Origin of the sequence: Micromonospora sp. NPDC048887 (assembly GCF_040649715.1) — a bacterium.
In the GTDB taxonomy this organism is placed as follows: domain Bacteria; phylum Actinomycetota; class Actinomycetes; order Mycobacteriales; family Micromonosporaceae; genus Micromonospora.
In genome coordinates, this window is sequence record NZ_JBEZGA010000007.1 from 264031 (window position 1) to 288044 (window position 24014).

10 protein-coding genes are annotated in these 24014 nt (G+C 74.6%); 7 read left to right on the forward strand and 3 right to left on the reverse strand.

Annotated features, from left to right (window positions below; translation table 11 throughout):
• The first annotated feature begins 6 nt into the window (after window positions 1–6).
• The 6 genes from AB0C17_RS14385 (at window position 7) to AB0C17_RS14410 (ending at window position 17425) form a co-directional block, all read left to right on the forward strand.
• Window positions 7–13704 carry a hypothetical protein gene (locus AB0C17_RS14385; RefSeq protein WP_357478803.1) on the forward strand — a complete coding sequence of 4566 codons (13698 nt, stop codon included), beginning with the start codon at window positions 7–9 and terminating at the stop codon, window positions 13702–13704.
• A complete protein-coding gene (locus tag AB0C17_RS14390; RefSeq protein WP_357387178.1) occupies window positions 13701–14063 on the forward strand; it encodes a type VII secretion system-associated protein in 363 nt (120 codons plus the stop codon). Before AB0C17_RS14385 ends, AB0C17_RS14390 begins: the two co-directional genes overlap by 4 nt.
• Complete coding sequence (locus AB0C17_RS14395; protein ID WP_357387180.1) at window positions 14060–14557, forward strand: type VII secretion system-associated protein; 498 nt, start codon at window positions 14060–14062, stop codon at window positions 14555–14557. Before AB0C17_RS14390 ends, AB0C17_RS14395 begins: the two co-directional genes overlap by 4 nt.
• Entirely contained in the window at window positions 14554–15474 is a 921-nt protein-coding gene (locus AB0C17_RS14400) for a hypothetical protein (protein WP_357387182.1), read from the forward strand. Before AB0C17_RS14395 ends, AB0C17_RS14400 begins: the two co-directional genes overlap by 4 nt.
• Before the next feature lie 128 nt (window positions 15475–15602).
• The gene (locus AB0C17_RS14405; RefSeq protein ID WP_357478807.1) at window positions 15603–16529 is read left to right on the forward strand and encodes a hypothetical protein; all 927 of its coding nucleotides are present in this window, start codon (window positions 15603–15605) and stop codon (window positions 16527–16529) included.
• Entirely contained in the window at window positions 16526–17425 is a 900-nt protein-coding gene (locus tag AB0C17_RS14410) for a GlcNAc-transferase family protein (RefSeq protein ID WP_357387186.1), read from the forward strand. The genes AB0C17_RS14405 and AB0C17_RS14410 overlap by 4 nt, the downstream gene beginning before the upstream one ends.
• Here AB0C17_RS14410 and AB0C17_RS14415 read toward each other — a convergent pair whose 3' ends face one another.
• The 3 genes from AB0C17_RS14415 to AB0C17_RS14425 all read right to left on the reverse strand — a co-directional run bounded on the left by AB0C17_RS14415 (window position 17426) and on the right by AB0C17_RS14425 (window position 20704).
• The gene (locus AB0C17_RS14415; RefSeq protein WP_357478810.1) at window positions 17426–19657 is read right to left on the reverse strand and encodes a S8 family serine peptidase; all 2232 of its coding nucleotides are present in this window, start codon (window positions 19655–19657) and stop codon (window positions 17426–17428) included.
• Window positions 19658–19830: 173 nt separating this feature from the next.
• On the reverse strand, window positions 19831–20262 hold the full coding sequence (locus tag AB0C17_RS14420; protein ID WP_357387190.1) for a hypothetical protein: 432 nt from the start codon (window positions 20260–20262) through the stop codon (window positions 19831–19833).
• Window positions 20263–20302: 40 nt separating this feature from the next.
• Window positions 20303–20704 carry a hypothetical protein gene (locus tag AB0C17_RS14425; protein WP_357387192.1) on the reverse strand — a complete coding sequence of 134 codons (402 nt, stop codon included), beginning with the start codon at window positions 20702–20704 and terminating at the stop codon, window positions 20303–20305.
• A gap of 332 nt (window positions 20705–21036) precedes the next feature.
• On the opposite strand from AB0C17_RS14425, the gene AB0C17_RS14430 reads away from it, so the two are divergent.
• Complete coding sequence (locus AB0C17_RS14430; protein ID WP_357478813.1) at window positions 21037–23895, forward strand: CHAT domain-containing protein; 2859 nt, start codon at window positions 21037–21039, stop codon at window positions 23893–23895.
• Window positions 23896–24014: the final 119 nt, after the last annotated feature.

Consider the following 24014-nt stretch of genomic DNA (forward strand, 5'->3'; position numbering starts at 1 on the left):
TAGGACATGCCCGACTTCCACATCCCCAACGACCCGCAGTGGCAGTGGGCGTACGACCTGATCCTCGTCGCCGTCGGCGAGGAGTATCCGAAGGCCGACCCCACCGCCCTGCGGGCCATGGGCGACGAGCTGTACGCGCTCAGCAGCACCATCCTCAACGGGATGGGTGCCACCGCCAACCTCGGCTACGGGCTGGCCGGGAGCCTGTCCGGCCCGGCGATGGACGCGTTCCAGCACTACCAGGTGGGGATCACCAAGAACGTGCCGGCCGGCGGCAACATCGCCCTGGCCCTGGGCGGCTCGGCCTACAACTTCGCACTGGACTCGGAGAACACCCAGTACAACATCGTCATCGCGGCCTTCACCCAGGTCGTCGAGATCGCCATCGCGCTGGCCTCCGGCTTCGGCGCGGCGGCGGTGCCCGCCCTGATCAGGATCGGTCAGGAGATCGTCGGGGCTCTGATCGGCCTGCTCCGCCAGCGGCTGCGGAACCTGCTGATGCGGCTGACCTGGGAGGCGTTCCAGGAAGGGCTGGAGGAACTCTGGCAGAGCGCCGCCGCCCAGGTGACCCAGATCATCGAGGGCAACCGCAAGTCCCTGGACTACAAGGACCTCGGGCTGGCGTTCGCCGGTGGCGCCTTCATCGGCGCGGGCGTCAGCGGCATGCAGATGATCGGCGGCAAGTTCTTCCCGAAGATCAATAACAACGTCCTGTCGCGGGAAGGGCTGTCGGCGCTCGCCGAGACGCTGTTCGAGGGCCTGTTCACCATGATGGTCGGCGGCGGAGGCTTCAACCCGTGGGCCACCATGAGCTCGTCGATGATCGGCGGGATGGCCCACCACTACGCCACGGTTGCCGGCCAGAGCTACGGCCCCGGCGCCGCCGCCGGGGCGCCACCGCCGACGATCGAGACGAAGAACCTCACCACCACCGCGCCCACGCCGCCGACGACGACAGTTGACGGGCCAGCAGTACCCCCACCCGTCGGCTCTCCCACCGGCCCGGGCGGTCAGAGCGGTGGCCCGGGTCCGCAGCCCTCGGGCGGGCCGACCACCGGAGGCGCCGGTCAGGGGTCCGGCCCGGGCGAGGCCGGAACCCGGGGGCCGTCGCCTCAGGGCGCCGGTGATCCGGCTGCCGGCCAGGGCAGTGCCGGGGACACCACTCCAGGCGGCCAGGCTCCGGGCAGCCCGGCTCCGAGCCCGGCTCCGGGCGGTCAGACTGCTGCGGGCGGCCCGGCTCCCAGCGGCCAGACCTCGGGCGGCCAAAGCTCAGGCGTCCAGGCTCCGGGCAGCCAGACCGCCGACGGCCGAGCCCCGGGCGGACAGATCTCGGGCGGGCAGACCGCAGGCGGACAGGCCGTGGATGGTCCGGGCGTCGGCGGTCAGATCGGCGACGGGTCACAGGGCGGCATCCAGAACGGCGACACGAGCCCGAACGGCACCGGAGGCCAGAGCCCGAGCGGGCTCGGCGCCGCGACCCCGGCGACCGGCACCGACCCGCGTGGAGCCGGCGGTCCCGCCCCGGGGCCGAGCCCGGCCGCCGGCACCGAGGGGACGTCGCCGCGCGCGGACGCGACGGGCGCGCCGAGCGGCAGCCCGGCGAGCACCGGTGCGCCCACGACCGGCACCCCGGCCGCCGTCGCCGGCCTCACCACGCCCCACGGCGGCGGCCTTCCCGGTTTCGACGCGCCGGCGTCGAACGGCGGGCCGGCCGCTCTCGACACACCGGCGCCCGTGGCCCCGCCCGCCACCGCCGCCGGCCCGGCGGCAGTCCCGACCGGCCCGTCACCGTCCACCGGCACGCCCGGCACGGGCGCGGCGACCGCCAACGGCACACCACCTACCGGCACACCGGGCACCTCCACGCCGGGCACCGGCACACCGAGCACCAACGGCAGCCCGCTTACCGGCTCGCCGAACACTGGCTCGCCGCCGACCACCGCGTCCACGGGTTCGCCGACCGGGACCCCGAGCACCGGCCAACCGACCACGAGCACGTCGTCCACGGATCCGGCGACCACCGGCCGTCCGGCCGCTTCCCCGCGTGACGTCGCCGGCGCCGCGGAGGCGCCCCCGCCGCCGCTGGCGCCCGTCGGCGGGATCTCGGTCGACGGTCCGGCCGTGGCCGCCTCACCGGCCACCGACCCCGGTGTCGCGGGACCGTCCTCACCGGAGCCGGTCGTCGCGGTGCCCGGCCCGGTCGCCGCCGTCGACACGCCGGGCGACGGCACGTCGGATGCCCAGGTCGACGCCGACGGTCCCGGCACGGGGACGGGCCGGGCCGGCGACCCGGAGACGGGCGCCGTCGACACCACGCCGACGCCGGACGGAGCGACGACGCAGCAGCACGGGACCGTCGAGCCGACGCCGGCCCCTCCCGCGCCGATCGCCGGCGCGGACCTTCCCGCGCCCACCCGGCCCACGCCGAGCCCGCAGTTCCAGCAGGCCAAGGCGAGCGCGGAGCCGAAACGGCTGCGCACCGAACGGTACGTGCCCTGGAAGGACACCGTCGTCCCCGGCACCCACCTGCTGCGCGGCGAGATCACGACGATCGACTTCACCACAAGGGAGTTCACCGCCGACGGCCGGGACTACCGGTCGTTCGACGTACACCTGGATCTGGTCTCGAAGAACGACCAGATGTCCCCGCGGGAGTTGCGCGACTTCGCGGCGACGGTGCAGCGCACCGTCGACGAGATGGTCAACGGCAGATACACGCTGCCCGACGGTCGCCTGCTGCACATCGACCTGGTCGTCGACACTCCCCCGTGGCGCGACGGCATGACCCGCGACTGGCAGGCCGACCCACGCCGTAACCCGCCGGTGGAGGTGACCTCGCAGGACGGGGTGAGCACCGACCAGCACGTGTGGAACACCGGCGACCGCCTGCCAGTGATGGTGCACGAGGTGATGCACTACCTCGGGGCCAAGGAGGGTCACCAGGCCCCCGAGCACCTCTTCACCACCGTGCCCCGGCCGGGGGTGATGGGTGTCGAGGTCGACACGCTGCCGATGTCGGAGCAGGACGGGATTTCGGCCGGGCCGGTCGACTATCTCACCGCACAGGATCTGGCGACGATCCACGACGTCGCGCTGACCGCCGGACCGGTGCGCGACCTTCCGGCACCGCAGGCGCCGCGCGAGCAGACACCGGACCCGTACCCGAACCCGCAGGTCCCGTCGCGCGCCCCGGCCCCGCCACCACCGCCGCCGCCACCGGGCGTCCCGGTGCCACCGCCGCCACCGCCGGGTGTCCCGGTACCGCCACCACCGCCACCGGGTGCCGCGCTGGGTGTTCAGGGCCCGCCGCCTCCCCCGGGGATGCCTCCACCGCTGGGGATGCCGCCGCCTCCGGCCGCGCCCGGGTTCCCGCCGCCTCCGGCGCCCGGACCGGCGAACCGGAACTCCGCCCCACCACCCAGGGCGGACCTCTCCACAGCCACGCTGCCGCCCCGGCAGCAGCCCGTGCCGACGGCGGTCGGGCAGAGGCTCACCGTGAAGTACCAGGTGGTGCACGTCCTCGACCAGGGTTCACCCGGACTGGGCCACCAGGCCGCGACGGTCGCCATGCTCGACGGGCTGGCCGCTACCGGCTACCGGGGCACTGTCGTGCTGACCTATCCCAGCAACAAGACGCCGTACTACGCGGGGCAGCTCGGCCGGCAGTCCGACTTCGACGACCCGGTGGGCTCCTACGATCTGTTCCACCGCGAGTGGACCGGTCGCCGGGGCGACATGGATGTCGTCATGCGACCGCAACAGCCGGCCGAGCAGAAGGCCGCCGCCGCCCTCCGCACGGAGGTGAACTGGAAGACGAGGCAGTGGCCCGGCGCCGCGCAGGCCCCCGAATGGCAGAAGGAGCTGCAGCCGGGGTTCCGGAAGAAGACGGAGGACGAGCAGAACAACACGCAGGGCCTGCGCCTCGACCAGATCGGCGCCGACCCGCTCCCCCCGGGCACGGTCCTGACCGTGCTGCCCGCCGTCGACGTGCCGAAGAACGACGACGAGTCGGAGATGACCGACGATCAGCGGAAGGAGTGGTTCCAGGAGTCCTGGGTGCGCCGGCTACGCGACGCCCACGGCGACCACGACCTGCTCACGCTCCAGCCGTTCCTGTGGGACAAGTTCCCCCGCCAGTTCCACAGCCCGAACGCGCCGGTGAAGGATCTCGACACGATCCTGACCGGTGTCCCGTCCTACCGTGGCCGACCATCGGCAACCCCGCCGCCCAGTGCCGGGGCGGTGATCAGGGACACCGGCGTTTCCGGGGCCGACGGCCTCGCGGACCTGGTCGACGACGAGGGCACCGACGTGGTGCTCGTCTACTACGGCAAGACGCGGGTCACGCCGGAGCACGGCGACGTGGTCCGCCGGCTGACGACTGGCGCCCGGCAGGACCGGCCGACAGTCGTCCTGGTGGTCGGCGACGCGACGCGGGCCCTTCCCACGGCCGGGGCCCCGGTCCACGTCGCCGCCCTGCCCCGCGTCACGCCGGAACAGATGGCCGGGCTGCGCGAGCGCGCCACGCTCGTGGCCACCGAGGGCGCGAACACCTGGCAGGAGTCGCTCGCGGCGGGCAGACCCACGCTCTCCGTGACCGCGTCCGCAGGTGACACCCGCCCCTGGCAACACGAGCCCGCGTCGTTCCACGACGACCCCGAGCTCACCGGTGGCCGCACTCTGCTCGACCGGGCGTCGCACCACCTCCGTACCGGGACGGACCCGGACGCGCTGCGCGACTTCGTCGAGGACCGCGACGGCGCCGTCCGCACGTACTTCGACAGATGGCGCGAGGCGCTCGGCGAGCCCGGCTCCGATCAGGTCGACCAGGCCCTCGCCACGGTCACCGGCCTGCCACTGGACCCGGACGCCCGCCCGCGCGCCGACACGTCGCCGAGCGCGCCCCCGATCGACACCGCCGCACGTCAGCAGGGCACCCCGCCGCCCCGGTTCGACGTGCCCAAGACCCGCGACGAGATCGCCCAGGCACGCGCCGCGCAGCGCGACACCGCGCCGCACCGGGTCGCGAACACCAGCGCGTACGACGTCATCGACCGGGGACCCCACCCCGACACCCGCGTGCCCGGCGTGGTCGCGCGCTCGTACGAGCAGGCCGGTCTGCCCCTTCCGGCCGACGACCGGCCCCGCCTGCGCCTCGACGCGGTCGACAACCGCATCGCGTACGACCATCGGGTGCTGGACCTCGGCGACCGTGACGTGCAGGACTTCACGGTCAAGGTCTTCCTCGACGCGCGGGACGCCACGGCGGCCTCCGCCCGGCCCGACATCCAGACCCGGGTACGCGACGCGGTGGACCGCGTCTACAACCAGGGCTTCCGGATCGGCGACGATCAACTGAACGTCACTGTGGAGTTCGTGGCGACGCCCAGCGAGGCGCACGCCACCGTCGCGCTGCACGGCACTCCGGCGCCGGCCACCCAGACCACCTGGTCGACGCACTCGTCCGACCTCGATCTCGCGCACGAGATCGGGCACTTCCTCGGCCTGCGCGACGAGTACCCGGTGGCGGACCGCGCCCTGGACGCCACGTTCGTCCAGGGCGACACCTCGCTGATGGCGACCACCACGCCGGAGCACGATCCGGGGCTGCTGGCGCGCAACGTCGACCGGATCGCCGGTCAGCAGGATGCCGTGCTCTCGCCCGACCGCGGCGGGCTGCCGCCCCGGACGGCGCCGGTCCGCTTCGAGCCGGTACGGGTGGCGGGCGGCCGCAACGCGCGGTTCGACGAGCTGACCCGGCACACCCGCGAGGTCGGTCCGGGCAACTACCGGCAGGTGAGTGCCGCGCTCAAGGACGAGGGAGCGCCGATCGGGTTCGTCGTCAACTCGATGCTGCCCGCCGAGGACGTCGACCAGATCCCCGAGGTGGTCCGCGCCGTCACCGAGGGACTCGCCCCCGGCACCACTGTCGCGTTCGTCTTCGGCGTCAACACCACCGCCGAGACGCCCGACCTCGCCTTCCGGGACGCGGTCGCCCGGGCCGCCCGGCTGGTGGAGGGCCTCGACGTGCCGGTGGCGGTGAACGGCTACGCGGTCGGCACGAAGGGCGGCAAGTTCCCGTACGGCCGCACCCGCAACCAGGTGCTCCGCGACCCCGACACGGTGGCCGCGATCCAGGGCCTCGTCCAGGGCGACCCGGCCCGCGAGGAGCGGCGCTACCCGTACGTGTCGATCCAGGACTTCGACCGGGGTGCCCGTACGACGGCGGACGGCACCCACGTCTTCGACCGCATCGACGGCCGGACCCGCTTCGACCCGGAGTCGACAGGACCGCAGGACGAGCCGCCGGCCCGGCCTTTGATGATCTCCGGTGGTTACCGGGTCGGCGACACCGAGGAGCTGATCCGGCGTACCCGTGAGCGGCTGGACCGGCGTGTACGCGACCACCAGGCGAGGATCGCCGACCTCACCACACGCGGCCCGGGCGCGCGCCGGGAACTCGGGATCGAGCGGCAGAAGCTGACCGCCGTCCTGGAGGGCCTCGCCACGTTCGACACGCAGGCCGGGCGGGACGCCTTCGTCCAGGACTTCACCGACGCCGTGGACGAGGACATGCGGTCCCGGGACCGGCAGGCCACCGTCCACCCGATGCTCCCGTACTCGCCGGAGCCGAACCTGTTCGTCGACGGCCTGCTCACCCTCGGCCGGCCCGAGGTCCGGTTCGGCGAGGCGGGCGCGGAGTTCCTCATGCTGGCCGAGAGCCTGCACCAGGCGTACGGCGAGGAGCTCGCCGTCGCCCACGGCGCGGCGACGCCGGCCGGCCTGCCCGCGGACGTCCTCACCGTCGACGTGCAGGTCCAGTCGCAGAACAACAGGCATCCCGACCGCGACCTGGCGTTCATGACGGACTTCGTGGGCGCCGCCACGCCCACCGACCTGTCCCGGCTCGCCGCCGACTTCGCCGTCGTCCACGCCCTCCCGCAGTCGCACGCCGTGCCCACGAACGCCAACCGGCAGCTGTTCTACACCGAGGGCACCGGCTTCAAGGAGTACCGGGCCGACCTGCGCAAGCCAAACGTCGCCGCCTCGAAGCCGTTCGCCGCGCCCACCGACGCCGGAGCCGGATCGCCGACGTGGCAGCAGTCGCTCACCGCGCGGCAGCTCCGGCAGCTCGGCGCGCAACCGCACAACCGGTACGTCACCGCCGTCTCGCTGCCCGCGCCGGACACCGGTCCGGCGCCGGACGTCCCGCCCGCCGTCGACCTCGACCTGGATCCGTCGCGGCCGGCCCGGACCGTGGGCCTGCCGAACAGCCAGCGTCTCGTCGCCGCGCACCTCATGGCGACGTCCGACGACCCCGGGACCATCCAGCAGGAGTTCGCCGTCGCCACCGCCGTCGCCGTCCGCGGCGGGATCGACAGGCAACCCGGTTCGCTCTACGACGCGATCGCCGCCGAGCTGCCCGGAGGGGACGCGGACGCCCTGCGGTTGAGCACGCTCCGCGCCGGACGGGACGTGATGAGTCTCGACGAGGCCGCGGCGATGCGGCGGCGCAATCCGTACGACAACAGCCAGTTCGTCCGGGCCGCGCTCGCCCCCGACCCCGGCGGGCGGCGCCGCGACACGCCTGTCGACGACGCCGAGCGGCGCGGCATCGGCAACGCGCACGACGTGGTCGAGCTCGCCGCGGCCCGGGGCACCCACGTGCACCTCGTCGTGTACGACGACCCGGCCGGTACGCCGCGCGACTACCCGGTGATCGGCGCCCGGCCGCTGAGCCGGCTGGAACTGGTCCGCACGATCGACCCGGCGGGCCACGTCACCTACACCCGCCGGGAGCCACCGCCGCCGGCCCCGGCCGACGACACCGACACCGGCAGCGAGCCCGGCGGCTTCGACCTGTTCGGCGACGGCGACGACGACGGCTTCGGCGACTTCGGCGCCGGCTTCGGCGAGCACGACGACGGTGACGGCAGCGACGACCACGACGGCGACGACGCCCCGGTCACCTGGTCGACAGCCGAGGACGACACGACCACCGGGACCACCGCCACGAGAGACACCGTAGAAGAAACCACAGCGGGCGAGACCACCACCGCGGAGACGACCACCGCGGAGACCACCGCAGCCGAGACCGCCACCGGGAGGGCCACCGCGGAAGAGAGCGCCGCGGAAGGGACCACCACCCGGGAGGACGCCGTGGGCGGGGCCGGCGCGTCGCCGGCGACCACCGGGACCACCTCGGCGCTGCCGTCATCCGACGAGGTACGCCGGAGCCTGTCGTCCTACCTGCGGGAGAGCCGGACCCTCGGGCTCGCCGAGCAGTTGCGCGCCACCGAGAACGCGGACCTCGGCGCGGCGCTGCGCACCCTCGACCCCGGCCTGTCCGACGAGTTCGTCGACGCGGTGGCGGCGGACAGCCGCGACGACGTGGACCAGTTCCTCGGCGAGGGCCGCCCCTACCCGGTCACGATCGGGGGGCACCCGGCCGAACTGCTCGTCACCGCCGTCCTCGACTGGGACGCGGTCCGCGTGGACCGGGCCCACGACGACAAGCGCAAGGTCACCGCCAAGACCCGGGAGAACCTCACCCACAAGCTGCGCCACAACCGGGACCAGCGGGTCGAGCCGAAGGTGACTGTCACGGCGATACCCGGTGTCGTGGTCGGCGTCGGTGGTTCGGTGCCGACGGCGCCCGTCACCGAGCACTCCGCCGAGCACAAGGACACGTTCACGTCCACCACGACGGTCAAGGTCGCGGGGCTGACCGAGGTGACGGTGCCGGTCCGGTTCGTCGCCCGGCTCGTGCGGCCCGGCCGTCCCGCCGCCGGACCGGTCGAGGCCTCGGGCACCGTGGCTCTCGCCGTACACACGGGGTTGCGGACGGCAGACGCGACAGCGCCGGCCGCCGCGGACCGCACGCTCGGCGCGCCGGTGCCGGACCGGTTCGGGGTGGAGAGCGTCCGGAGCCGGCCGGCCGATCCGGACGCCACGTTCTTCGACCAGGTGGAGGCGATCCTCGCCGAGGACGGCATGGCCGACCTGGTCCGGATCGGCGCACCCGGCCGCCCGGTGATGCAGAAGCTGCTCAGCACGGCGTCGATCTCCGGCAGCCTGCCGAAGATGGTGGTCACCGACCCGGCGAACGTCCACGACGGCTGGGTGCGGTCGGGTGCGCTGCCGCGCGCCGCGCGCACCGGATGGCGGCGCTTCTTCCCGGGCCGCGCCCGGCAGGTCGAGGTCCGCCTGGTCGCCCGGCACGTCGAGGAGGTGGAACGGGTCGAGGGGGTGACGCACATCGACACGGCCGCGCTCGCCGGCGAGGGCACCGGCGGCGCCACCACCAAGCGGCCGTGGGGCCTGTGGGGCCTCGGCGGCGCCGGACTGGACGCCGCGCCGTTGAGCCTGGTCGTGGGGCCCCGGGTCGGCGGCGGCCGGGAGCGTGGCGCCACCCAGACGATCGCCGAGCGGACCGGCGGCAAGCAGACGGTGACGGGCACCGCGCCGGGCGTCCGGTACCGGGTCGAGTACGGCGTGCAGGTGCGCGTCCTGGGCCGCGCGCCACGGATGCTGTCCGGTTCCGTCGACGCGCTCCAGTGGACCACCGGCGACCGGCTGCCCGGCACCGCCCTAGACCCGAACGGCCTGGAGTGGCGCGGACGGCGCGGCACCGCCCGCACCCACTTCGCACCGGCCCGCGTCGAGCACGGCGAGTCGTTCGGCGGCGCGTACCTGACCCGGGTGGGCGACCGGAGCCTGTACGAGACGGTCGCCGACGCGGTCCGCTCGGTGCCCGGTCACCGCCGGTTCCGTCTGGCCACGCCCGAGGAGACGCTGCGGCACTTCGGCGACGCGCGGCTCACCGACGGGCTGACGCCCGAGCTTCAGGCGGCGCTGAACCGGGACACGGACCTGAAGACCCAGCTCTCCCCCGACCAGTTGCGCCACCTGGCGGACCGGATCGTCGGGCCCGGGCTGAGGATCCCGCTGATCCGCACCGGCACGTTCCACGACCACGTCACTGTGGTGACCATCCGGGGCAGCCTCGGCGAGGTGTCCGACGGTGACCTGGTCAACCGGGACAAGATCGGCACCGCCGACAAGCGGACCGCCAGGTCCACGGTGACCAGTGCCCGCGACGACAGCCGGTCGGCCGAGCTGAGCCTGGAGCCCCGCGTCCTGGGCCCGCTCGGCCAGGCCGCCTCGACGCTGCTCGGCGGGCCGCGCGCCGCGATCACCTGGGGCACCACCGACGAGAGCGCCGTCACCGGGGGGCAGTCCGTCGAGAGCGACCACGGGCCGGAGCTCGACGACGAGGGCAAGCCCACCGGGGTACGGCTGCGCGAGTTCGCCGCCACCCTCGACCTGACCGTCACGACCCGGTCCACGGTGCGGGTCAACCAGGCGGGGCGGCAGCTCTCCCTCGGGACGTACGGCCGGGACGTGCCCACCGTCGTCGCCTCGTCCGAGACGCGTCCCCGCACGCACCGCCTCGACGTGCGCATGCTCGTGCCGGAGACGCGGGTCTCCCGGCGACGCCCGGACGCGGAGCCCAGCCCGGCTCCCCGCGACGTGGAGACCATCGCGTACCCGCCCCCGTTGAGCCGGATGACCGGCGGACCGCACGACCTCGACGGACGCCGGGTGGAGTCGTTCGTCGGCGCCGACCGGTTGCAGGAGGCGGTGGTCGAGACGCTGCGTGAGGCCGCCCGGGACGACGTCTACGCCGTCGAGGACGGCCGGATCTCCACTGTGGTCGCCGACGAACTGTCACCGGAGCGCCTCACCGGTGACGCCGAGCTGTTCAGCCGCCCGCTGGCGCTGAGCAACCTGTGGCACGGCCGCCGGGCCGCCGACGCCCGCGCCGACGTGCGGGTACGGCTGCGCCCGACCAACCCGACGGTGCTCGACGGCGCCGAGTTCGCCCGGGTCAAGCGGACCTTCGCCAGCGGCACCGCCCGCAAGAGCACGCACACGCGCGCGGCCGAGCTGAGCGTCTCCGGCACCGGTGTCGCCGCTGTCAGCGGGCCGGTCGCCGACCACGGCGGCAGCACCGGCCGGCCCGGCGGCGCCGTCATCCTGTCCGTCACGCCGTGGCGGCGGGCCTGGGGCCGGATCAGCGAGCGCAGCGCGTCCGGGGTCGCCAAGCTCCGCCTTGGCGGCGGCCGGGCCGAACGCGAACTGCTGGTACGGGTGGACGTGGAGGCCGAGGTGGTGGCCGAGGCCCGGCACGACAGCAACCTGCGCCCGCTGGGCCGCTGGCCCGGGTCGCCGGCCCGGCGGGCCGGCCGGCGGCTCACCCTGCCCGGCGCGGTGGTCATGCGGATGACACCGGCGGAGCTGAGGCGACTCCAGGACCGCGACCGCGCCCGCCGGCACGGCACCGCAGACGTGCGCCTGCAACTGCGGCACGCGGAGGACGCCGAGACGCTGCGCGCCGACCAGCGCGAGCAGGTCGCCCGGATGGTGAGCGAACAGGCCACCGAACGCGGGAACCTGCTGCGGCGCCAGCACACCGAGCTGCGCGCCGCCCGCGCGTACGTCGACCGGGTCCGCCGGGACCGCGACGTCGGCGAGACGGACCGGCGGCGCGTCGACGACGCCTTCACCGACCTTCAGGACCGCCACCGGCGCGAACTCGGGGAGCTGGACGCGCGCCACAGAGCGGCGGTGGATGCGCTGAAGCAGACGCAGGAGCGGGAGCGGGCCGCGCGGGCCGCGCATCAGCAGCGGGAACGCGACCTGGTACGCGAGGCGCAGCAGCGGCAGGACGAGGAGGCGGCCGGCTCCGCCGCGCCGGCCGACGCGACACCACAGCCGTTCCGGCCCGGGCCGGAACGATCGTTCGGCATCGGCGGCGTCACCACCCACGTCGACCTCACCGACCGCATCCCGCACCTGCGGCGTGCCGTGGCCCGGGAGTCCAGTGAGGAACTCGCCCAGGCGATCCTGCCGGCCACCCGGGACCGCGGCCCCGGCGACCCGATCCGGGGGCTCGGCAGCAGCGGGTTCCTCGGCGCCGCCCACCTGCACCTGGCCGACGCGCTCAACGGCGGCCGCAGCGAGACGGTACGGCTGGAACGGCGGTTCCGGGGTGCCACGTATCACGTCACGCTGACCGCCGAACCGGTGGCGGAGCCGAGCTTCACCGGCATCGAGCTGGTCGACGAGCTGTCGGTCACCGACCGCTCGGTCGTCGGCGAGGCGCAGACCCGCACCACCTCCCGGACGGCGGCGCAGGTCACGCTGACCGCGCGGGGGCAGGGCACCGAGACCGACCGGGTCCAGGACGACGCCACCCGCACCACCGGCCACGGCCCGTCCTCCGGCACCGTCGCCGCCGGCCTCAGCGGCACCGCCGCCCTCGGCAACCAGGCCACCAAGACGACCGAGCGCACCGGCCGGACGTACGAGCAGTCGCTTACCGTGTCCGGCCCGGTGCCCACGTACCGCGGGCCGGTCCGGCTCACCGTCACCGTCACCGGACGCGGGCTGCCAGAGGGCGGCGTGTCGATCCAGGCGGTCCGCGACGTCACCACGTACTCGGCGACCGAGGGCAGGCCACCTGCCGTCTCCGGTCCGGTCACTCCGGTGCCCGCCGGGCAGACCACCGACGAGGGCCGGCGGCCGTGGCGCGAGGCGGCCGGCTTCGACCGGCTGCCCGAGCCGGGCCGGTTCGCCGTCCAGGACGTCCTGGTCGACCTGCCCGGCCTGCACGAGGCGGCCCGGCAGGCGCTCATCGCCTCCGGCGCCGACCCCGGCCGGGACGTCGCCGCCGCGCTGCGCGACACCCTGACGGTGAGCCGGATCAAGGCGCTGCCGGCGATGCTGGACGGCGCGTTCCCGCTGCCGATGCCGGCCGCGCTGGGCCGCGACCTGTTCCTCGACGCCCGCCTGGTGGCCCGTCCCACCCTCCTGCGGGCGGACGCCACAGTGAAGATCGGCGGCTCGGCGAAGCGCAACACGGACACCGAGTACGAGCGGACAGCGGGCAGTTCGCTCACGGTGAAGGCGGCCGGGCCGCTCGTCGCCGGCGGGGTCGGTCATCCGGGCGGCGCGAGCCGGGTGGGCGAGCGGCAGGACTTCGCCGCCGTCAACGCCTCCTCGCTGGTCGAGCAGCAGCTCTACCGCACCGACCCGGGCGCCCAGGTGAAGGACGAGGGCAAGGTGGCGGTCAGCGCGACCGGCAAGCCGATCCGTCGCACCGACCCGGACGACAAGATCACCGCGGCGGTCCGGTACGACGTCGAGTTCCGTTTCGTCGCCCGTTCCCGTGACGGCCGGCACCGGGCCGGCACCGAGGTCCGGGTCCCGGGCGGCTTCGTCGTCCGGCTGGACGAGGCGGCCGCCCGCGACGCCACCGGCCGGGACCTCTCCCCCGCGCTGCGCGCGTCCGCGCTCGCCGTCGCGGACGCGGCGAAGAAGATGTCGGAGGCGGCGGCCCGCCTGGACGGGCTGACGTCCCGGACGGACTCGACAGCGGAGTCCGTCGCCGAGGCCGAGCGGGCCCTGACGGAGGCGGAGAACGCCTGGTGGAACGCCTACCGGGCACACGAGGACGAGGTGGCCCGGCCACCGGCCCCGGTCCCGCCGGTCGCCGGACCGGCCACCGGGGCCGCCACGCCCACCGCACCGGCGTCCGGCGCCGGCGGTGCCGTGCGCCCGCCCACCCCCGGCCACGACGACAGGCGGCGTCCGGCCGAGGTACGCGACGCGGACCGCCGCCACCCGGAGGAACCATGACCGACAGCGCCGAGCCGCTGGACGTGCTGCTGCGCCGGATGATGCGCGGCGACGCCCCGGTGGAGCGGGTCCAGTCCGCGCTGCGCGGCTCCCGGTTCGACCTGGCGATGAACGGCGACGGCCGCCCGCTGATCGTCCGTTCCTTCGACGACATGCCCTGCGTGGTCGTGGCCACCTCGGCCGAGGAGCGGGCGCGCACCTTCGCGCCGCGGTGGCGCCGGGTCGAGACGGCCGAGCTGGCCGAGTTGCTTCCGGACGGCATCGACGTCCTCGTCGACCCGTCCGGCCCCGAGCCGGTACGTCTGGCCGCCGCGCTCGTCTGGCACGCGCTCCTGTTCACGGACGAGGACGCCGGATGAGCGACGTGGACTTCCTGTTCCTGCTCGACCCGGAGTGGCCGGCCGACGACGATGATCCGCCGTTCGAGGCGGTCGTCGGGGTGTGGCAGGTCGGCGAGGACGGCGAGGTGGGCGAGTTCCGGAGCAACCCGGACTACCGCCCGTCCTTCCCGGACTCCCCCACCGACCCGGTCGACGCGCTGCTGCGCCTGATCGCGGCCGGCGCGGCGCAGCCGGCGCACCTGCGGGCGGTCCTGCGCGCCGGCACCCTGCACCTGGCGGTGAACGGCGACGGGCGGCCACTTGTCGTACCCGCCCCGGACGACGAACGGTGCGTGGTGGTAGCGACCGGCGAAGCACACCGGGCGCGGGTGCCGTCCCCCGGCTGGCGGCAGGTCGACCTGGCGGAACTGGCGGCCGTGGCCGGTGACCGCGATGCGCTCGTCAACGCCGGCGGGGCCGCGCCGGCCCGGCTGGCCGCCGCCTTCCTGCGCGAGACGGCGGCGACGCGATGAGCACCGGCGTGCTGCACCTGCTCTGCCTGCGCGCCGCCGGCCGGATGCCGGACCAGGAACTCGCCGGCTTGCGCGCGCGGCTCGCGCACGGCGACCGGAGCGCCTGCGCGGCCGGGCTGCTCGGCGCGTTCCCGCAGTCCGCGGCCGAGATCGCCGCGCTCACCGCGCTGCTGCCCCCGGAGACGCCGCTGCTGCCCGACCCGGCGGCGGACGAGGACGTGGACACCGGCCCGGCGGCGGTGTTCATCCCGTTCCCGCCGGCCGACCTGCCGCTGTACGCGACGGCCGCGCCGCCGGTGGTGGACGAGACAGCGGGCGGCACCGTGGACGGCCTCGACCAGGTACTGCTCGACGTGCTGGACCCGGCGCACACCGCCGGGGTGTGGCGCTGCTGGCGGATCACCCCGGGACCGGACGACACGGTGGACGCGGCGCGCGTCTACCTGGTCGAGGCGGCGACGCCCGACGACGAGCTGCCCGTGATCGCCGACCGGGGGCAGGCGGCGCTCGCCGACGCCGGGCACGCCGCACCGGTCGAGGTCTACCGGCACGACCTGCCGCTGCCCGCGTACCAGTGGGCGGCCCGGTCGCGGTCCGCGCTGATCTGGGCCCCGGAACCGCCCGGCGAGGTACGCCTGGCCGCCGACGGGGACGCGCGGCTGCCGGTCGACGACGACGAGGTCGCGCCGTTCGTCGCCCACCTGCGGTCCGCGCCCGCGCTGACCGCGCGCCTGCGCACCGACGGCGTGTGGGTCTGGCCGGCCGACGTGGCCGACCGGCTGCTCGACGAGGGCACGCTGGCCGACGAGGGTCTGCTGTGGCACCTGCGGCGGTGCCGGGCCGATCCGCCCGCGCCGGCCGGCGCGGTCGCCGTCCACCGGGCGCTCGCCGCGCTGGTACGCGCCGGAGCGCTCTGACCGGGTGTACGAACGGCCCGGGTCGCGGTGTCTCTCGGGCACGAGCCCCGGCGCCGCGCGGCGCTCCCGGCGGCCCGCGTGGTCGAATGCGCCGGCGCCCCGCCGACGAGGACCAGAGGAGGCCGGAGATGACGGACCAGGACCACCTGCACACCGCGCTGCTGCACCTCGGTGGCCGGGTGCCGGACGCGACGCTCGCCGACGCCCGGCTGCGGCTCGCCGACACCGGCACGGTGTCCCTGCCCGAGCCGCCCGGGCCGGTCGACCTGCCGTTCACCTTCGCGTCGGCCGTACCGAACCCGCGTGTCTTCGGCGGGCGGGTGCCGCCGCTGGCCGACCTGACCGGCCGCGAGGGCCTGATGGACGACACCGACCGGGTCGCCGTCGCCGCCGTGCGGCAACAGCCCGGCGCGGTGGCGCTGTGGCGCGGATGGCGGATCGCCCCGGAGTGGGCCGCCTCGGTGATCCCGCCCGCGCCGGTCTACGTGCTGGAGACGGAGGGGCCGCGGGCCGGGACGGCGGCGAACGTCATGCGGGCGCTGGGCGCCGCCGGAATCTCCGCCCCGCTGGTCGAGGTGTACCGGCCCGGCGACAAGCTGCCGCCGTACTCCGCGGCGGCCCGCCGGTCCGGCGCGCTGCTCTGGGCCGACCGGGACACCGAGCCGCCGCGGATCGCCCGCGTCTTCGACGAGGTGGACGACGACGGGGCACGCTTCGCGCCGGACCACGAACGGCTCTCCGGCACCGACCTCGCCCGGGCGGCGGCGTACCTGGAGACGGGCACACCGGTGCTCGCCACCACCGCACGCGGGCCCGACGTGGTGGAGCCCGAACGCGGCCGGGTCGTGCCGATGACCTACCGCACCGACGGCCGGTGGCTCTGGCCCGAGTCCGTCGCCTACTACCTGCGGGCCTACGGGCTGGCGCCGGAACCGGACCTGCTGGCCCACATCCGGTCGCGCGGCGGGCTGCCGCCGGTCACCGACCCCGCCGACGAGCACCGGGCGCTGGCGCTGCTGTTCCAGTCGTACGCCCTCGTCCCGGCGGAGGCGTGACGATCTTCGTGGCGATCGCGTCGTACCGGGACCCGGAACTCGTGCCGACGGTGCTGGACTGCCTGGCCAAGGCGGCGCACCCGGAGGACGTCCGCGTCGCGGTGTGCTGGCAGCACCTCGGCGACGAGGACATCTCCGCCATCCGGAACCTGCCACAGGTCGACGTGCGGGAGTACGACGCCCGGGACAGCCGTGGCGCCTGCTGGGCCCGGGACCAGACGTTCCAGCGGTACGGCGGCGAGGACTGGCTGTTGCAGGTGGACAGCCACACCCGGTTCGCGCCGGACTGGGACGTCCGCCTGATCCGGATGGCGCGGGAGACGGGCGCGGCGAAGCCGATCCTGACCGCGTACCCGCCGAGCTACGAGCCCGACCAGGAGTTCACCGGCGCGGGCGCGCCCGCCGAGATCATCGTCAGCGACTGGACGACGTTCGGCGTGCCCGTCTTCGGCCAGCGCCTGATCGAGGGGGCCGCGCCCGGCGTACCACCCAAGCCGGCGCTCTTCCTGGCCGCCGGGTTCCTCTTCGCGCCCGGCTCGTTCGTCGCCGAGGTGCCCTACGACCCGGGCATCTACTTCCACGGCGAGGAGATCACCCTGGCCCTGCGCGCCTTCACGTGGGGCTACGACCTGTTCCACCCCACCGAGGTGCTGACCTGGCACTACTACATCCGGCAGGACCGGCCGCGGCACTGGAGCGACCACGTCGAGCAGGACTGGGCCCGCTGCGAGGAGCTGAGCCGCCGCCGGGTGCTCTACATGCTGCACACCCCGCCGGCCGACCGGCTCGGCATCGGGCCGGTACGCACCCTGGAGCAGTTCGTGGCGCACACCGGCTGCGACTTCACCCGGCGCACCTGGACCGACATGCTGGCCCAGGAACTCGTGCTGCTCTGATCAGCTCCCCCGCGCCGGCTCCCCGGCCCCGCTCGACCAGCGGGTCTCGGCGATGGCGGTGGCGAGCCGGGCCAGCTCCGGATGCTGCCGCGCGTACGACGTGACGTGCTCGGCCAGCTCGTACTGGGACTGCCAACGGACCTTCCCGGCCCGGACCAGCGCCCGGTCCAGCGCGAGCGGGTCGCCGCGCAGGTGACGCCGGACGTCCACCAGGACGCCGGTGAGCGACTGCTCCTGCTCGTCGGTGCCGGGCAGCGCCGTCACCATGGCCGGCAGCGCGGCCACCGTGTCGTCGTCCATGCCCGGCACCAGGCCGATGAGCGCCTTCTCCCGCGCCTCCGGGCGGGTCTCGGCCAGGTACGCCATCCCCGCCTCGTCTGCGGCCAGGTGCCGCAGCGCGGGGTCGCGGCTCAGCTCCGCCACCGCCGCCGTCACGTCCGGCCCGACCGGAACGGCGTCGCCCGGAACGGTGTCCTCGGGGGCGGGGTCAGCGGGTACGCCGCCGGCGGTCGCCCCGGTGCCGGCGGGCCCGGTGTCCTCGGGAGCGGCGACGGCCGGCCGGGCTGATGCCGGGGCGGCGTAGGTCCGGTGAGGGCCGGCCTGCTTCGCGAGCGCCGCCTCGGGGACTGCTGGATCCACACGGGTCGCGGCCGGCTCCACCGGGGCAGCACCGGCGGACACGGCTGTCGTCGTGGCCGGCGCCGCCTCGGCCGATCCGGCACCGGCGCCCGTTGCCGCCCGGCGGCGGGCACGCAGGCCCAGCAGAACCGCGGCGAGCGCCGCCAGCCCGGCGAGCGTCAGCAACGCCGCCCGGCGGCCGATCCCGGTGGTGGAGCCGGACACCGGTTCGGCAGCCTGCGCGCGGGGCGCCTCCTCGGGCAGCACGGCCGTGACGGAGGCGGTCAGGTCGATCTCCGGCGCGACGCCGCCGGTGGTCCTCGCGGTCTTCAGCACCCGGTTGCGGACCCGCGCCGGGTCGAGGTCCGGGTACGCCGACCGGATCAGCGCCGCCTGCCCGGCCACGTACGCGACGGCGAGGTGGGTGCCGGTGCCGTTCACCGGCCGCGTGCCGGTGATGCCGAGGCTTGTCACGTCGACGCCGGGCGCGATCACGTCCACGCCGCCGGAGCGGTAGCGCTCGGCCGTGCCCCCGTCCGGACCGATCCCGCCGACGCGCAGCACCGCGTCGTGCAGGGGCACGTCCGGGTCCGGCGCCGCCGCCTCGCCCGCGGCGCCAACCACCACCACCGCGCCCTGGTCGACCGCCTCGTTGACGGCGGCCACCACCTCGGCCTGACCGAGGTCCACCTGCGGCCCGAGCGCGATGACCGACGCGCCGGAGCCGACCGCCGCCCGGATCCCCGCGACGCTCGCCGCGGCCGAGGCGCCGGGCGTCCGGCCCGCCACCCGGACGGGCATGACCGCCGCGTCCGGCGCGACCCCGGCCACCGTCGACCCCTTCACCGGCCGCGCCACGATCAGCCCGGCCATCGCCGTACCGGTGCCGAGACAGTCGGTGTCACCGCGGGCGGCGCCGGCCGCCCGGTCGACGCCCGTCGTCACGCGGCCGGCGAGCGAGGGCAGGCTGCCGGCGACGCCGGAGTCGACGACGGCCACGAGCTGGTCCCGGCCCCGGCTGTGCGGCCACGCCCGGTCGGCGGCGACGCGCGGACCGGCCCACGGCGACCGGGCGCGCGCCGTCGCGGCGGTGCGGCACCCCTTCGGCGGGCCGGCCGCCGCGTCGCCGTCGGCATCCGGTTGCCGCCCGGACGGCGTGGACGCGCCGGGCGTCCGCTTCGGGGCCGGCGGGACGCCCTGTCGGACCTCGCTGCCGTACGCGTCCCACGGCAGCACGAGCACCCAGCCGGCCCGGAGCCGGGCGCCGTCGGTCAGGGTGGCGCCGTCCGGCTGGATCCGCCCCGCGTTGAGGGTGAACAGCTCGGCCGACCGCGCGCCGTCGCCGAGGAACCGCTCCGCGATCTCGGTGAGGTTCTCCGGCTCGCCCTGGTGGGTGGCCCCGACCCGGTAGTACTTGACCTGTTCACCGTCGGCGCGGGCCGCCGGTGCGAGCGGGGCCAGCGCGAGCACTGCCACCGCGACGACGACGGCGAGCGAGGCCCGGACCACCGCCGGTGCGGTCCGGGTCACCCGCCACCACCCCGGGTGCCGGCGCCGGTCACGGGCGTGGTCGCCGTGGTACCGCGAACGCCGGGCGTCCGAACCATCAGTCATCGATCCACTCTTGAGCCCGGTCGAGAAGACTGTCCATACCAGACGGGCAGGCTAGCATCGCGGACTCCCGACGCCCGGCGGCGGTGCACCGTTGGGACGCTCCGGTCGAGTACGCGGTCATCCGCGGAGGGCCTGCCGCCCTCCGCGGATGTGCCGGAGCCACAGCCCGGGTGTCACTGTCCGAAGCTGCCCGAGGCCCTGGCGCTCTCCGCGTCGGCCAGCAGCCGCGCGATCGCCGTCTTCCGCCGGTTGACCACACCGGCGAAGTTCACCAGGATCCCCATGTACACGACAGTCTCCGAGGCCCACATCGCCAACCGGGAGCCCCCGCCGGGCTGCGGTTCGATGTCGATGGACAAGGTGATACCACCCCGGATTCCACGCCGCCGCATATTGATCATTCCCGGCCCGTTCGCGCCGGTCCACAACACTGCGCGGGGACCACCGAAGGCCCCTCGTACGACCTCGGCGGCCAGTGCGGTATCGCACGTGGTGTCGACGGTCGTGGTCGCCGTGGCATTTCGTGTCTCGACGAACTGCCAGACGAGAATGCCGATCAGTGCGGCCACGATGCCGAAGCAGACTAGTCCTTCCACGGTGTTCATTCCCTCCTTGCGATCGGACGAAGTCGACGCCGATCGCGGGTCAGCCGCGCTGCGCGCGGATCTGCTGGAGCCGTTGCTGCTCGTAGCCGGTGAGCAGGGCGTCCGGAAGCCCTCGCGCGGCCTTGAAGGCGATGCCCGCGTCGATCAGCGGCCACGCCGCGGGAATCGTCAGCACGTCCCCGCCGAACATCTCCCAGACGAGCCGGGCCGCGCCGAAGGTCGCGAAGCCGCCCTGATCGTCGGCGACGAGGTCGCCCAGGGCGGCCAGGAAGCCCTCCCGGTCGCTTCTCGCGTACTCGTACAGCGACCCGACGCGTTCCCACATGCTGCTGTCGTCGATCCCGCTGCCGTGCACGTCGAACGAGTACCGGCCGAAGAGGTCGAGCCACCGCAGCATGTCGTCCGGAAACGGCGAGCTGGACGGTCGTCGGAAGAATGCCATGCCCCCTGCTGACGGACAGCTGTCCGTCAGCAGGGGGCGAGGTCCGGCAGCCGGTGCCGGCGACGCACACGAGGACGGTCACCGCGTTGGTTCGACGCCCGCCACCTACCTCCTACGGATACCTGGCGCCACCCGAGGCGGCAGTGCGGGGCTGGGAGTGCCGCTACGACGGCTGCTGGACGAGCGACGTCCCGGCGCCCCGGTCGTGGCCGCACCCGTGTCCGACGTGCGGAAGGCCGACCGATGCGACCTTCGAGGAGCCGTGGGCGCACGAGGCCAGGGGACAACGGATCAGGCACGACCTGGACAGCCCGGACGACGACCGGCGGCGGATGGCCGAGGCCGCCCGGGATGTGTGGGCGTACAAGGACGCACACCTGCGGGGCAGCCCGGCCGAGGCTCACCGGGCGTGGACGGCGCACCGTCAGACCCGGCCGCGGCAGTGGCAGAGCACCGGCGACTTCAACCTCTGGCTGGGGAGGCTGGAGGACCTGGTCCGCGTCGCCAGCGCGTTCGACGACCTCGACCTGGCGATAGAGGACCTGCTGAGCTGCCATCCGTTCATCGACACGCGGAACGTGGACGAGGACAACCTGACACGGACGATGGCCCGCGCCTACGTATCCATGTGCCTGATGGTGTTGAAGCGCGAATCCTCGATCGGCCACCCGCAGGAGAACGCACTCTTCACAGCGCTGCGCGACGTCGCGGACCGCATCTCCGGCGTCCTGCTGCCCGCGCATAACGCCGCCTTCCGGAAGATCGCCGAGATGCGGGCGCTGCACCACACTCGCGCCGCTCTGGGGCGGAACAGGTCGGCCTCCTTTCTCGTGGCGGGTATGCCGGCCGTCCTGGCACCGCGCGTCCTCCGGGGAGGGCCCGCCCCGACGGGCGACGTGCCGGACCTCGCCACCGTTGCCCTGTCGGACGAGGGGCGCGTCCTCGCTGTCGCCGAGGCGGCCCTCGCCATGGCGGAGACCCACGACGACACCGCGCCGCTCGATCAGTTGATCGACCGGCTCGACCTCACCGGTTCCAGCCGTGGTCTGGTGTCTCTGCTGCGGGGCCGCCGTCACGTGCTGAACGGGAACCTCCGCGCGGCGGTCGTGGAACTGACGAGCGGCTGGCAGGCGCAGGACAGGCTCTCCCGGGCGTTGCGGCCCCAGATCCTCGCCACCCTCGGCCTGGTCGCGGCGGCCAGCCATCCGCATCGACTCGACGAGGGCATCAGATGGTGCCGGTCAGGCCGGGCCGCGGGCTCGCGGTGGTGGCGTCGTGCCACTGCCGCGGATGCCGCGCTCGCCAGGCTGCTGTTGCGACGGGCCGCGTCGTCCGGGGCCGCGTCCGCCGGCGACATACGCGAAGCGGTGCGCCTGGTCCGTGGCCGCTGCCGCCCCTGGCGCCGCCCGGACGCGGACGATCGCCTGCTGCTCCAAGAGGCGCTGTCCGCCCGGGACGCGCTGGCCGGCGTACCGAACGACGAGCGCCGCCACCGGGCGTGGCGCGAGTCGATGGACGCCACCGGGACCATCGCCGCGCGGGCCCGGCTGGCGGTGGCGTGGGCGGAGTGGGCCGTCGGCACTGGTGATGCCGGGTACGCCGCCGAGGCGTACCAGTACCTGGTGGATCTGGCCTCCCAGGACGCCGTCACGCGATACGGAGCGCGCGCGAAGCAGCGGGTTCTCGCCGCCGCGCAGGAGTACGCCGAGGAGGCCGGATACTGGCTGGCGCGAACCGGACGTTACCGGGAGGCGGTGCTCGCGCTGGAGACCGGCCGGGCCGTGGGACTGACCGAGGTGATCGGCCGGGACGACGCGGCGGTGCTCCAGCGCCTCGGAGCGGCCGGCCGGGCGGACCTCGCGGAGGAGTACCGGCATGCCGTCGAGGACTTCGACGATCGGACGCGCCTCTCCTCCCCCGATCTACGGCAGTCGTGGTCGCACCTCCGTGACGTCGCCGGGCGTGTCGCGGAGGTGACCGGAACGGACCCACTCGCCCTCTTCGCCGACTACGACACGATCACCGCCGAGACCGAAGACGGCGCTTTGGTCTACCTCGGCGCCGCGAAGGCCGGCGGGTACGCGCTCGTGGTCGCCGCACGCCACGACCCGCAGTACGTCGACCTGCCCGAACTGGACCGCGCCACGGTCACCGAGCTGGTCCGTGACGTGGCGGCCGGTACCCCGACGGCATCCGGTCGAACCGTCTCCTTGAGCACGAGCCCGCTCCTGCCCGGGCTCCGCGACATCGAACCGCTCGAAGCGACGGGCGTCGACCGGACTGCCGCGGCGCTTCGCACCCTCTGGGAGGCAGGGCTGATGAACGTCGTCCTGTGGAGTGCGAGGGGACGGGTGGTCACGCTGGTGCCCGTGGGCCTCCTGAGCCTCCTGCCGCTGCATGCCGCCGGAATGCCCGGCATCCCTGGCGACGAGGACACCGAATGGCGTCACGTCGGGCAGTTTTCGGCGATCCGGTACGCGCCGAACGTCCGGAGCCTGCGACGATGCCGCAGCACTGCCCGGCAACTCGCCGGCCCGGAGCAGACACTGCTCGCCATCGACGTGCCCGACGGGCACGGCACGAGCCTCGGCGAACACCTTCGGTATGTCGGCCGGGAGACCGCCGAGATCACCCGCAGATGGAACGGCAGGCCGACGTCGCCACGGCACGGCTGCACCTGGGCGGAGTTCCATGCCGCAGCCGACAGACACACCGTGTGGCACATCGCCTGCCACGGCAGCGTCGACCCTGACTCGATCATGGACAGCAGGCTGTACTTCGCGGACCGGCAGGTCACGCTCGAGGAACTACGCCGGACCTTGAAGCCGAGCCGCCGCCGCCTGGCGGTGCTGTCCGCCTGTCAGACCAACCGCAGTGGATCGGCGCTGCCCAACGAGACTGTCGGCCTGCCCTCGGCCCTGATCCAGATCGGGTTCGCCGGGGTGATCGCGACCGCCTGGTCGGTCGACGATCTCGCCACCACCTACCTGATGGTCACGTTCTACCGGCTGTGGTGCCAGGAGGGCTGCGAGCCTGCCGAGGCGCTCAGCCGTGCCCAGCGGTGGCTCCGTACCGCGACGCGGACCGACCTGGCCGCCCTGCTGCCCGATGTCGAGCCGCCGGGCCGGGCGGACGACCGTCCCTACGTCGATCCGAGGTACTGGGCCGCGTTCGCCTACACGGGGGCATGATTCCCGGCACACCCGCCAAGGCGTCCTAAGGCGTGTTTCGTAAGTCGGGCTGGCAGCGTCGAGGTCACGGTGTGGCGGTGATCGACAACTGAAGAGGTCTCCGGTATCTGGTTCTGCGA

Coding starts and splice junctions, on each gene's coding strand:
- AB0C17_RS14385 (WP_357478803.1), top strand. CDS start 7: ATGCCCGACTTCCACATCCCCAACGACCCGCAGTGGCAGTGGGCGTAC.
- AB0C17_RS14390 (WP_357387178.1), top strand. CDS start 13,701: ATGACCGACAGCGCCGAGCCGCTGGACGTGCTGCTGCGCCGGATGATG.
- AB0C17_RS14430 (WP_357478813.1), top strand. CDS start 21,037: ATGGCCGAGGCCGCCCGGGATGTGTGGGCGTACAAGGACGCACACCTG.
- AB0C17_RS14420 (WP_357387190.1), bottom strand. CDS start 20,262: ATGAACACCGTGGAAGGACTAGTCTGCTTCGGCATCGTGGCCGCACTG.
- AB0C17_RS14415 (WP_357478810.1), bottom strand. CDS start 19,657: ATGACTGATGGTTCGGACGCCCGGCGTTCGCGGTACCACGGCGACCAC.
- AB0C17_RS14405 (WP_357478807.1), top strand. CDS start 15,603: ATGACGGACCAGGACCACCTGCACACCGCGCTGCTGCACCTCGGTGGC.
- AB0C17_RS14425 (WP_357387192.1), bottom strand. CDS start 20,704: ATGGCATTCTTCCGACGACCGTCCAGCTCGCCGTTTCCGGACGACATG.
- AB0C17_RS14400 (WP_357387182.1), top strand. CDS start 14,554: ATGAGCACCGGCGTGCTGCACCTGCTCTGCCTGCGCGCCGCCGGCCGG.
- AB0C17_RS14395 (WP_357387180.1), top strand. CDS start 14,060: ATGAGCGACGTGGACTTCCTGTTCCTGCTCGACCCGGAGTGGCCGGCC.